9 protein-coding genes are annotated in these 11,578 nt (G+C 65.3%); 6 read left to right on the top strand and 3 right to left on the bottom strand.

Features of this window, described 5'->3' with window-relative positions:
* Positions 1–597 precede the first annotated feature (597 nt).
* A complete protein-coding gene (locus tag ON40_RS37600; protein ID WP_040830124.1) occupies positions 598–810 on the top strand; it encodes a cold-shock protein in 213 nt (70 codons plus the stop codon).
* Positions 811–1,305: 495 nt separating this feature from the next.
* Here ON40_RS37600 and ON40_RS56355 read toward each other — a convergent pair whose 3' ends face one another.
* Both ON40_RS56355 and ON40_RS37590 read right to left on the bottom strand, forming a co-directional pair.
* Positions 1,306–1,710, bottom strand: coding sequence for a histidine phosphatase family protein (locus ON40_RS56355; RefSeq protein ID WP_218008934.1), 405 nt, complete (start codon positions 1,708–1,710; stop codon positions 1,306–1,308).
* 160 nt (positions 1,711–1,870) lie between these two features.
* The gene (locus ON40_RS37590) at positions 1,871–2,746 is read right to left on the bottom strand and encodes a hypothetical protein (RefSeq protein WP_169541970.1); all 876 of its coding nucleotides are present in this window, start codon (positions 2,744–2,746) and stop codon (positions 1,871–1,873) included.
* A 563-nt stretch (positions 2,747–3,309) separates the two neighbouring features.
* Here ON40_RS37590 and ON40_RS52710 point away from each other — a divergent pair.
* Positions 3,310–3,654 (top strand): hypothetical protein, encoded by a 345-nt coding sequence (locus tag ON40_RS52710; RefSeq protein ID WP_157186684.1) that lies wholly within the window; start codon positions 3,310–3,312, stop codon positions 3,652–3,654.
* 1,928 nt (positions 3,655–5,582) lie between these two features.
* Here the strand turns inward: ON40_RS52710 and ON40_RS37575 are convergent.
* Positions 5,583–6,407 carry an alpha/beta fold hydrolase gene (locus ON40_RS37575; RefSeq protein ID WP_040830120.1) on the bottom strand — a complete coding sequence of 275 codons (825 nt, stop codon included), beginning with the start codon at positions 6,405–6,407 and terminating at the stop codon, positions 5,583–5,585.
* A 1,334-nt stretch (positions 6,408–7,741) separates the two neighbouring features.
* Here ON40_RS37575 and ON40_RS37570 point away from each other — a divergent pair.
* The 4 genes from ON40_RS37570 to ON40_RS37555 all read left to right on the top strand — a co-directional run bounded on the left by ON40_RS37570 (position 7,742) and on the right by ON40_RS37555 (position 11,576).
* Positions 7,742–8,224, top strand: coding sequence for an aromatic-ring-hydroxylating dioxygenase subunit beta (locus ON40_RS37570; protein WP_281033102.1), 483 nt, complete (start codon positions 7,742–7,744; stop codon positions 8,222–8,224).
* 66 nt (positions 8,225–8,290) lie between these two features.
* Positions 8,291–9,673 carry an aromatic ring-hydroxylating oxygenase subunit alpha gene (locus ON40_RS37565; RefSeq protein WP_083896214.1) on the top strand — a complete coding sequence of 461 codons (1,383 nt, stop codon included), beginning with the start codon at positions 8,291–8,293 and terminating at the stop codon, positions 9,671–9,673.
* Positions 9,670–10,323: an isochorismatase family protein gene (locus tag ON40_RS37560; RefSeq protein ID WP_245568166.1), complete on the top strand. Its 654-nt coding sequence runs from the start codon at positions 9,670–9,672 to the stop codon at positions 10,321–10,323. The genes ON40_RS37565 and ON40_RS37560 overlap by 4 nt, the downstream gene beginning before the upstream one ends.
* Positions 10,323–11,576 carry an NADH-ubiquinone oxidoreductase-F iron-sulfur binding region domain-containing protein gene (locus tag ON40_RS37555; protein ID WP_051194178.1) on the top strand — a complete coding sequence of 418 codons (1,254 nt, stop codon included), beginning with the start codon at positions 10,323–10,325 and terminating at the stop codon, positions 11,574–11,576. The genes ON40_RS37560 and ON40_RS37555 overlap by 1 nt, the downstream gene beginning before the upstream one ends.
* The last annotated feature ends 2 nt before the right edge of the window (positions 11,577–11,578 follow it).

Below are 11,578 nucleotides of genomic sequence, written 5' to 3'. Positions count from 1 at the left end.
GTCGGCGGCCCGGGCGCTTCGCTCATCCGCGACCACCCACCCTCACGAGTCCCATGGCAGAGACATATCCGCCCGGGGTCGTCTCTGCCGCCCGAGCGCTATCGCGTTTCACATCGGTGTCTTATGCCATGTGAGATCCCCCAAAAAGTCGGTTGAGTGGGATGAACTCGTTTGACCGATCGCACCCGTACCGAAACCCCACTATTATGCAGCAACTTGTGAGCAACCGACAGGGTTCCGGACTGGCACGAACCGGTATTCGCGTACCCGATATTCGGGGCGGAGTTGCGCGTAGTCACCGCGGTGGTCGCCGGTGGGCGTAGGGGGTTTCGTCGGACGGGGCGTCAGGGTCACCGCCACCGAACGCGGAAACCGAGAGAATCTGCCGCTCAGTGTCCTACTCACTCATCTGAACCCGATGTTGCCGGACTGAGGCCGCGTACCGAGTGCCGCAGGAGCCACGTTGGTCCTGGCAATCCCGGTGCGGCTCACCGCCTCGGAAGCCCTCCTGGGAAGGCCGAACAAGCGATGATCAATCCGGTGGCGGGCAATCGTGACCGTCATGACTCGACTACCTCATATGAAGCGGGTGTGTCCATGGCCGGCAGGCAGAGCGGGACTGTGAAGTTCTTCAACGACGAGAAGGGGTTCGGTTTCATCACTCCCGATGGTGGAGGGAACGACCTGTTCGTGCACTTCAAGGCGATCCAGTCCGAAGGCTTCAAGTCGCTCAAAGAGGGCCAGAAGGTGTCGTTCGTTGCCGTCCAGGGACAAAAGGGCATGCAAGCCGACGAGGTCCGGCCGGAGTGATCCGACCGCGGTCATGAGCCGCCCGGCGAATCCGGAGTACCTCACGGTCTCCGGATTCACCGGGGCCGTTCACCGGATGCTCGCGACCGAGTTGTGGCCGCACAATGAGCGGGTCCCAACCAACCGGCCCCGAGCTACCTATAACTGGTCGCCGACCGTCACAGTGCGGCAAGCCGCGAGCCGGGCCGGGCGGTGGCATCGCGCGTGATCGCGCGCCCGGGGCAGGCGACAAGCCGCGATAGGCATCGGGAACGGGCTGAACAGCCGGTACATCGTCATCGAAGACGCCCGCATACGGTGCACCGCCCAGGACCTCGTGCCTGGTGCCGGTGGGCCCTGGGCGGTGGACTTCACACCTTCATCCAGTCGGCAATACCAGCTGGAGGAGCGGTTTGCCGACGGTCCGAGATTAACATCGGCCACGGCGACTCAGCTTTGATCACAGCTGGTGCCGCGGAATTGCTGGGCGATTCGACTGGGTATCGGGGCCCTTGATCATCGGCTAAGCCGGATGCTCAACGCGAGCGCATCCGGCCAATCGACCATCACCCTGGTCCGGGCGCGGGAGGGCACAGTGCAGCTGCACCGCCGGTTGGTCGCGAGAGCCGCTGGCCAGCGACAGCGCCTGGCCGATGACGCCGCCGTGGGTGAACACGGCCAGGCGTTGGCCGGCGCGAGCCGCTTCACTGCCTTACGGACCCGGGTGGCGAATTCCTCGGCCGGCTCGGCGCCGGGGATGACATCCCAGCGTTCCTCTGCCTGCATTCGCCGTGCCACCGGATCGCCTTCGGCGACCATCTTGCGCAACAGTCCGCTCTCCCAGCTACCAAGATGCACCTCTCGCAAGTCGGCTGCCACACGCGCGGCGAGCCCGAGCCGGGCGATGAGTTCGATTCCCAAAAACCCGTGGGAGAGGGTGGCCGGGACTCACAGGACAGACGGTGACCGAGCATGGCCCGCAGGTGGCCGTTCGGCGACCTGCGGGCCACATGCCGTGTCCGACCCGGTGGCTGGGCGGGCGCTACCGGCTCACCTGTCTTTTACCGACACGCCTGCATGCCTATCTGGTCGTGATCGCGCCCAACGGCCGGTACGCGAAGCTGATCGGCCCGAGCGGACCAGCCGGTCGGCCGGTGGACGCGTAGGCGGTATCAGCCGGTGGGAGGTCGGTTCCGGCGTAGGGCGCGTTCGGGAAGTTCGTCGCTCCGACGTTCAACGAGTCGTACGGGCAATTGGGGTAGCAGGCGGCACCTCCGCCGATGGGATGATGACCGAATTCGGTGGTGTTGAAGGTGACTGTCCACACGACCTGATCGGGCAGCGTGGTCCCGGCAGGAAAGCTGAACGTCAGGACTTTACCGACGGAGAATTGGCACCGGCCCCCCTCGGGCACGGATCCGGGCAAGTTCGGCCCGCCCTGAGCGTTGAACCACGCACCCGCGTAGTCGCCCGTGCATCGCTCGTTGTCCGCCGAGGGCCGGTAAGGGATGGCGAAGTCCTGGGTGACGGTGGCTATCGGTGTCGTCAGGTTGCCCAGTGAGTAGATGTTCGCCGTGATCGGATGTTCGAAGGTGGCCCCCGGAGTCGTCACACAGCCTGTGACGTAGTTGCCGCTCACGCTGCACCCGTAGCTTGCGAACACCACATCCAGCGACACGAGGCCTCGCGCATTACCCGCCAACCCCACCCCCCGGCCGAACTCGTTGGTCGAATTGCCGTTGAAGGCCCGGGTGGCAGTGAAACAGCCCGTTGCACCGAAGGACAGCGCGTTGTAAGCGATACCCGTATTGCCTTGGTCGCAGGCATTCTTGTTCTTCTCTTTGTCCTTGTCTTTGTCTTTGTCCTTGTCGGGATGCGGCCAGCCGGGGATCGTGGGCCAGTGCGGCCAGCCGTGATGCATGCCGGCGTCGGCAGCGGCGGGGGGCAGCAGGCTCACAGACACCAGAGTCGCTGCGACCGCGACGATCCCGAGACGGGCCGCGCGAGTGACGAGCGAGCGGCCCTTTCCTGACCTGGATACCTTCATTGCAAAGATTCCTCCGGATTCCATAGAGCGATGCACTGACGGTGACCGGACTCTCCCCCTCTGCCTCAACTAGACATTGAGACCTTAGGGTGAAAACGCCATAACCAGCAGCATCAAGTCCCCCATCGGCGAGTCCCCTCCCCCGGGCCGGACTTGACGATCTGCTCCCGCGTCACCGCGTACATCGGATTGAGTCTCGGATTCGGGCGTGTGCAGAAGATCAAGTTCGGCGTCGAGATTTCTGACCGCAGCACGCGTACACGGCGCGCGGAACTGCTGCCCGCAGGCGTCGATTCTGCCCATAGCACTGCCCGGGCCCGTGCCTAGGCCGCGGAGGCGGAAGCAACGCAGCGGTGGAGCCGCGCCGGATGAGCAGTGTCACCGACGGTGCGCGGCGACTCGTTCGACCACGACCAATGCTGCTGGTTAACCGGCGAGGATATGGGTGCTGCCACGTATCGCGCCGAAGGGAGGTGTCGATCGCCATCGAGCCCGAAACACCAATTCCGGCAACGCACGCCAACCCATCGGCCTGCAACGGGTTCGGCCCGCTGAAAATCTGCTCGGCGTTCACGGCGCACCACCGCCGGAACGACGACGCCGCCGCCTCGTTTCGACTAACAGCCAATCCGCAGTTCAACGGGGTTTTCGATACGGCGGAAACGATTCGATCAACCCGTGACGCCGATCCGCTCGGACCTACAGAACGTCGACAGGACGTCACGGAAACATCGGTGTTGAGCGCAACCTTTCGAAGGCCGATCACAGCCCCCCAATCACGCAGGAATCCCACCGCCAGTCGGTGTTTCGGCTGCTGACAGCAACGCCGCCGAGACGCTTGAACCCTCGTTCGGGGATCCCTACCCTCTAGTCGCGGCGCTGGCCACGCAACCGCAGACCTGCAAAGCTGTACCCGGACAAGGCATATCGTGCAGCCGATATGCGCTGCGCGGAAGGGTCCAACGAACCGGCGGAACGGGATACATGAGGGTTTCGCTTAGAACGATACGACCACGATCGTCTACGGCCGTGTCGGTGTGAGCCGTGCGCTGCCGACGGCTTTGCGGCTGAGCAGAGTTGCGGCGGCGAGGGTGAGACCGCTGCAGGCGAAGGCGTCCAGAAGGGCTTCGCTGGGCTCGGTGAATTGGTCGGCCCGCCGGGCGGGCGAACAGCGAGGACACCGAATACGCCGCACGGTGTCGGCCGTCAGCCCTGCGGGCGCGGGGAACACTTCGCATCTGAACTGGATCGCGGCCCGGTTGCCGAACCGCCACCCGGCCGGACCAATGCTCATTCCGATCACGGCGCCAAAGACACCAGCGGGCCTTCGGGCAACGCATCCGCGCGGCTGGCCTGCTCGGATCGATAGGCGGCATCGGAGATTGCTTCGACAACAGCATGACCGAAAGATTGGTCGGCACATTGCAATTGGAGCCTCTCGACACCAAGCCATGGCGACGGAGCAGGAGTTGGCCAGCGCGATCTTCGACTACGTGGAGGCGTTCTGCAGCCCTCACAGGCGGCATTCGAAGATCAGCATTGCTCAGCCCCGTAGAGTACGCACGAACCCACACCGCCGCTCACGCGGCAGCGTCACGCCCAACCCGCCCGGGAAACCGAGTCAACCCTCACGTGTCAGAATCTGCGGTGCCATGATCGGGGCATGGGTACCGAGTTCGTGGCAACGACACCATGGAAACGCATCAGCGCCGCACTGGTCTCGCTCAGGAGTTGGTCGTACACCGAATCGGGCGCGGTTCTTCGATCGCACCGTCGCAATGCCACATTCGGACAGTAGGCCCACAGTGGTCAGAGGTCAAGTGGTCAGACCAGTTCCTGAATTTCGCGGCGTCGCCACTCCCGACGACGTCTCCGAACCGGACGGTCATGATGAGCGAGGTCGATTGATGCACAATTGATCCCGACCGGATCCGGTATTCCGGCTCTCGGTTACTGGAGTAGCCGTTCATCCCACCTGTGTCGCCTATCCGGAGGACATGAGATAACCAGCACCACAGCGATATTCGGTTTTGGACTGGTTGGTCGGGTCGATCGGCGCGGCGACTCACGAGACGAACAGGAGTGGCAGTGGCGGAGGTACTCATCACAGAGGTCCGTTCCGATCGCGACTCTCGGCCAGGGCAGAGGGACCGATCGAGTCCGAACTTCTCGCTCACCGAAATACCGGAGGGGACCACTGAATTGCTTTGGCGGACCGAACCAGACACCGGGAAGATCCGGTTCAATGTGATGGCCGATATCAGGGCGAACTCTGATCATCGCGTCTTGTCGAACATAGCCTCCGGCGCCAGGACGCCGCTACCGCGCGAGCGGGAGTCGTTGTCTCGCCGCGGTTTCTACATCGCCAACCCCTCGGGCTCGGAGCGGGATGCTTTCGTCGTAAAGGTTTACGCTGTCGTTCCCGACCAGGATGGGGACCCGAAACGTTGAGCTTCCGGGCCGAGAGAGGCTCGACCGGTTCAGGGCGACCAGGCCGTTCGTGCCGCAGTAGTGGCCGGAGTGCGGTTCAGGCTGCGGTGTGGACGGCTGGACCGATCGACCATCGCGGCCTCACCATCGCCCGAAACCGCCCTGCCACCGGTCTGCGGTCGACCACGACGCGCGGTCGTCACAAAACCTCAACCAACCTGCCTGGGCAGTACACCCAGGTCAACGTACGGCGCGCGAGCTGAATGCACGCCTGGTGCCGACGGGCGAGGCCGCTGGCCCGGTGGGGTGTCGTTGCTCATTTGGCCGACGAAACCTCCTGAGCCGCCAGGGTTTCCTGGACTGCATCGACGACCGCGCGGAAGTCCTTACGCAAGATGTGGTCGTGGTTGCTGGCTACCTTCGCGCTGATGCTGATGCTGTCGTTGCGCTCGCACACCGCGTCCACACCGGCACGGATGCGCTCCTGCTCGTCGCCGTGGCTGCCGAAGGACGTCCCCGAGGCCAGCACATACCGGGTCGGGACGGTGATGCTGTCCAGGACCGGCCCCAAGTTGCGCTCGAGTGAGATCTTGCCGAGCTCGATATTGCAGTCGGCCTGCTGGACGGCGCTCAGCCGCGGGGTCAGGCCCGTCGGGCGCAGCAGCGGCGTGATCCAGCTCAGCCGCTTGAAAAGCTTGCGGATCCGCTGCTCCATGGCCTCGTCGAGCCAATCGAAGGGCTGCGCGCCGTCGACCAGCACCGCACCCAGGGCCCGCTCGGGGTTACGGGCGGCCCAGTGCGCCGCGACGAACGCGCCGTAGGACCAGCCCACCACCAGCGCCCGCTCCACTCCCCGGGCCGCGAGCACAGCATCGACATCACGCAGGCACGCCTCGAACGAATAATCCCCCGACGGCTGCGATTTCTTGCCACGGGCCCGCTCGTCGAATGTGATGTGGCGGAAGTCGGAGCCGAGTTCGGCGATGACCCGCTTCCAGTAACCCTGCGTAGCGAACTGGCCGTTGCAGTAGATCACCGCAATACCGGAACCGCCGGTATCGGTGACCGCCAGGGCGGTGTCGTCGACCGCCACCATGCCGGTCCAGATCGGGTTGGTCGAGGAGTTGCTGTTCTTCGTCATGCCGATAACTGTCAGCGCCTGCCCTGACACCCCCCTGACGCAGGCCTGACACGGCCACTGACACCCGTCCCACCCCAGGTCACACCCCGCCGAATCACCAGATCCGACCCCCGGCCGATACCTCACCGGGCCCCGCCCAGGACTCCGCTCATTGACACGAAAACCGCTCTCAGGCAACACGACTACGGCATAGCCGCCGCGATACTGGCGGGGCTGCAGCACGAATGGGTGACAGTCACCTCTCCATGCAGCAGCCCCGCACACCACGGTGCACACCGTGCGCCAGGTGCACACCGTCACCTGGAGCTCCCCGCCTACGGGAAGGGGAAGGCGAGCATGACTGGGCCGGGTTCTGGTCCGCTTACAACCGGTACGGCCGCGCACAAGAAACCAGGACACACAGGGGGTCGAGGGAGGAACCGGCGCGCGCGAGTAAACAAACAGCCGCCCGATCGCTGACGATCGCGGCCTGCCTGGCCGAGACAACAGTATGGGAAGTGCTCCGGTGCCTGCGGAACCTGCCCGGATCTCCGATCCTTCGAAGCCGTCGCGCCGCAGGCATCCTGGCCGATCAATATGCCCTGCCCCGCACATCAACTGACACCGACTACGACCGGACCAGATCCATGTTCAACGTGTGCGGGTCGAGCCGGTACACGAAGCATGGCGCGTGCTGGGCCCCCGTGCACACCGAGTCTGCGAGTGCACCGCCTGTGCACATGCACACAACGACCGTTCACACCCGGTACCGCGCCTACGTCGCCAATTTCCACAGGGACGCCTCTCGACCGGGAAAGGCTGGCAGACTCGGCGCGAGCCAACGCGCTTCTACCGCCCACCTGCATGAGTGTGCAGACCGACCGCCGCCCACACCATGACCGTGCTCGGGCGTGCAGAACGCGCTGGTGGTCGATCGACCGCGCGATCCGGCGGCCCGCTCGCGGCACGACCTCCGACTACACCAAGATCGACCGGACCGCGCTGCGCGCGGTCGTGCTCAGTGAATTGCCGACGCCTACATGCTGGTCATCGCCGGTCTGTCGATGTCGGTAGGCAGACTGAGTGACTGCATTCGGCGGGTTGCGCGCTCATGGTCCGGCGAGACGGAACCGGCGGCGGCGCGGCTCGTCCCGGTCGCCGGTGGCTCGCCCCTCGGCGGAACCGCGATGTTGCCAGTAAGTAATGAATTCTCCCAAGGGCTTGCTTTCACCCCTCGGTTGAGCCAAACTCGAACTGTATCCAACACTGTATCCAGTTGAGGGGATCGAATGACCCATAGCCAGACAGTGGCGCGAGGCCGGATAGCGTCGAATGACCCGCGGTACGCCGAAGTCGTGGACTTCATGTACTACGAGGCCGAGCTTCTCGACGACCTGAACGAACGCCAGTGGCTGACCGAACTCGTCAGCACGGACATCGTGTACGAGGTCCCGGTTCGAGAAACGGTCGAGCGGGCCCGTGGTTTCGGCTTCTCCACCACGACCTTCCACCTGAACGAGACCCTCGGGTCGCTCGAATCACGGGTGGCACGTGGCGAGACGAAGTACGCATGGGCGGAGGATCCGCCGTCACGCGTGCGTCACTTCGTGACCAATATCCGGGTGTCCGAGCACGACAGCGGCGCCGATAATCTACTCTCCACCAGGAGTAATGTCCTGATTTATCGCACCCGCCAGGACCAGACGGCACCGCAGATGCTCGCCGGTGAACGGCACGACACCCTCCGTCGCGAAGACGATCGGCTCAAGCTGCTGCATCGCGTGGTGTACCTCGATCTGACGGTGATCGGCACCCACAATCTCTCCCTCTTCTTCTGAGCCCCGGCCTTCGAGCGCCTTCTCCCCCAGCCCCACATTCAGCCCATTTCAGCCAGGAGCGTACGTATGACTGCGGCACGTGAAACCTCGCTCTCGCCCCGAGTCCAGCAATTGATGGACCGGATCGAGAGCGGATTGCCCGAGGGACGGATCCCTTCGAATATCTTCGGCAATCCCGAGGTGCACCAGACCGAATTACGCAAGGTCTTCGGTCGAGCCTGGGTCTACATGGCACACGAATCCGAGATCGAGGCCAACGGCGATTACGTCGTCCGCCGGATCGGTGAGGATTCGTTCGTCGTGACCCGCGACGAGTACGGCAAGATCCATGTCCTATTCGACGCATGCAAACATCGCGGTGTCCAGATCTGTCGTTCCGATTCCGGCAACAGTTCACATTTCCGCTGCCCATACCACGGCTGGACCTACTCCTCCGACGGCAGCCTCGTCGGAGCGCCGTTGTGGAAGAACGCCTTCGGCAGCATGAGCAAGGCGGACAACGGGCTGGCCAGAGCCGCCCAGGTGGAGTCCTTCCACGGTCTGATCTTCGCGACGCTCGATCCGAGCGCGCCGCCGCTGCGCACCTACCTCGGCGGTATGGCCTGGTACTTGGACCTGCTGTTCGGCTTGGACAAGGACGGTGTCGAGGTCCTGGGCAAGCCGCAGCGGTTCGTTCTCGATGCCAACTGGAAGTCCGGCTCGGACAACTTCTCCGGCGACGACTACCACCTGGGCACGCTGCACAAGTCGGTGTGGAGCATCGGCGCGTTCCCGGTTCCGTTCAGTGAGAACATGATGGGCTATCACATTCAGGCATCGCCCGGACATTCGCTGTCGTTCTCCATGGCCGAAGACGCCGACGAGCCGGGCCCGAACTTCTTCGGATTTCCGGAAAGCCTGGCCGAGAATTTCGATACGGCGAGAATCAGCCCGGAACAACTCGAGGTCGCCCGGCGCTCGCGGGTGATCGTCGCCAACGTGTTCCCGAACTTTTCGATCCTGGCGCTGCCGATGACCGAGGACGGCGCGAACCATCCGCCCACCGGCGTGTTGACGATTCGCTGCTGGCAGCCGAGGGGGCCGGGGCAGGTCGAGATGTGGAACTGGTTCCTCGGCTACAAGGGCATGACGCCGGAGCAGAAGGACCGCGCCTATCGTGCGGGCCTGGGCACCTTCTCGCTGGGCGGGGCATTCGAGATGGACGACACCGAACCCTGGATCACCGTGGCCAAGAACGGCCGGTCGGTCGCGGCCGAGCTGCTGGACTTCGAACTCAACTACAAGATGGGCCTGCCGGGCATCGGCATGGCCAGGCCCGTCCAGGACTGGCCGGGTCCGGGAAAGGTGTTCTGGACCCGCTACGAAGAGGGCGTGCAGCGCAATATGTACGCGTTCTACGCGGACATGATGCGCGCAGAACCCGGTCAGTGGCCGGAGTTCGAGTTTTGAGCGCCGAAATTTCCGGGGCGGAGGAGGCGCGGATTCGAGACCGGTACCGCGCCGGGGGTCTGCTCGGGGCACTCACCCCGGGCACGGCACCGGCCGTGATCGTGGTCGATCTGCAATACGGATTCACCGACGCGCGCTACGGTCCGGGTTTCGATCTCGACTCGGTTGTCACCGCCACCACGGAACTGGTGACGGTGGCGCGGGAAAACGATGTTCCGGTGTACTTCACGACCATCGCGTTCCCCGCCGACGGTGACGGAATCGGCGCCACCTGGCTGCGCAAGATGCCCGCGATGCGGGGGCTTCGGGCCGGTGACCACAGCGTCGAGATCGATGGGCGGCTCGGGATGCGCCCCGGGGATCCACTGGTGGTCAAGCAGACCGCATCGGCGTTCGCACACACCGATCTCTCGGACCGTTTGACCGAGGCCGGAGTCGACACCGTGCTCGTCGCCGGCGCCACCACGTCGGGTTGTGTACGCGCCACGGTGGTGGACGCGTGCGCCGCGAACCTGCCGGCCTTCGTCGTCCGCGAATGTGTGGGCGACCGAGAGGACGGACCGCATCGAGCGGCGCTGCTGGACATCGATGCCAAGTACGGCGATGTGATCTCACTCGCCGCCGCACAAGCCATTGCGAGGCGACTGTGATGACTTCTCCTGTCCGGTCGGCGCTGTATCCGGCGCCCGCCACCGCAACCCCGGCCCGCGTGGTCGGCGCCACTCCTGCCCGCCTGGTCCTGCCCGGTGTCGAAGACGCGCAGTGGGGGCTCGGCCACGAGCGCGCGCTCGGATTCTTCGGCCCGGCCGTCGAACCCGCGGCCTTCCTCGCGGACCTGGCGCAGTCCGGGTTGCGCGGCCGAGGTGGCGCGGGATTTCCCGCGCACCACAAATGGACCGCGGTGGCGGCGGCGCCGGAGAGCGTTGTCGTCGCCAACGGCCACGAGGGTGAACCCGCGTCCGCCAAGGACCGATGGCTGCTCACCCGCCGGCCGCACCTCGTGCTCGATGGACTGCTGCTGGCCGCGAGGGTGACCGGATCGAGCGAGGCGATCGTCTATGCCTCCGACCCCGAGGCGCTGACATCGGTGCGGCAGGCCGTCGCGGACGTCACCGCCGCCGGACTGGTGCCGCACGGAGTGACCCTGCGGGTGCACGCTGCGCCGCACGGCTATGTCGCCGGCGAGGAATCGGCGGTGGTCCAGTCGATCAACGGCCGGCCGGCCAAGCCGACCAGCAAGCCGCCGCGGCCGTTCGAGGTGGGTGTGCGGGGCTTGCCGACCCTGGTGAGCAATGTCGAGACCCTGGCCCACGCGGCCTGGATCCGGCGGTTCGGTGCGGCGGAATTCGCGCAGGTCGGCAGTGCGGCCTCACGGGGCACGGCATTGTTCACGATCACCGGGCCGGTCGCGGAACCGGGCGTCTACGAAATGTCGCTGGGCTCAACCGTTTCCGATCTCATTGCGGCCGCCGGTGGAATGCGCGCACCGATGCGCGGCGCGCTGATCGGCGGCTGGTTCAACGGCGTGGCCGTGGGCGACCACGGCGGGCTGGTGTGCTGCTACGACGCCATGCGCGAAGCCGGTACCGGGCTCGGCTGCGCCGCCATCACCGTCCTCGGACCCGATGACGACATCCTCGCCGTCGCGGGGGAATTGAGTGGCTGGTTCCAAGGCGAGAGCGCGCTGCAATGCGGTTCCTGCCTCAGCGGCACCAAGGCGATCGCCCGGGCCTTCCGCGAGGTCCTGCGCGGCGACGACACCACACCACACCTGGCGAACCTGACCCGGTGGGGGTCGACCCTGTCCGGCCGGGGGGCGTGCGGCCTCATCGACGGCGCCGCGACGCTGGCCCGGACCGGCGCCGAGGAGCTCGCGCGACGTAATCCACGGAAGGAGTCCTGACC

This window comes from Nocardia jiangxiensis NBRC 101359 (assembly GCF_000308615.1).
Taxonomy (GTDB): domain Bacteria; phylum Actinomycetota; class Actinomycetes; order Mycobacteriales; family Mycobacteriaceae; genus Nocardia; species Nocardia jiangxiensis.
The sequence above is the reverse complement of the archived record's forward strand: the minus strand, read 5'-3'. Positions and strand labels throughout refer to the sequence as shown.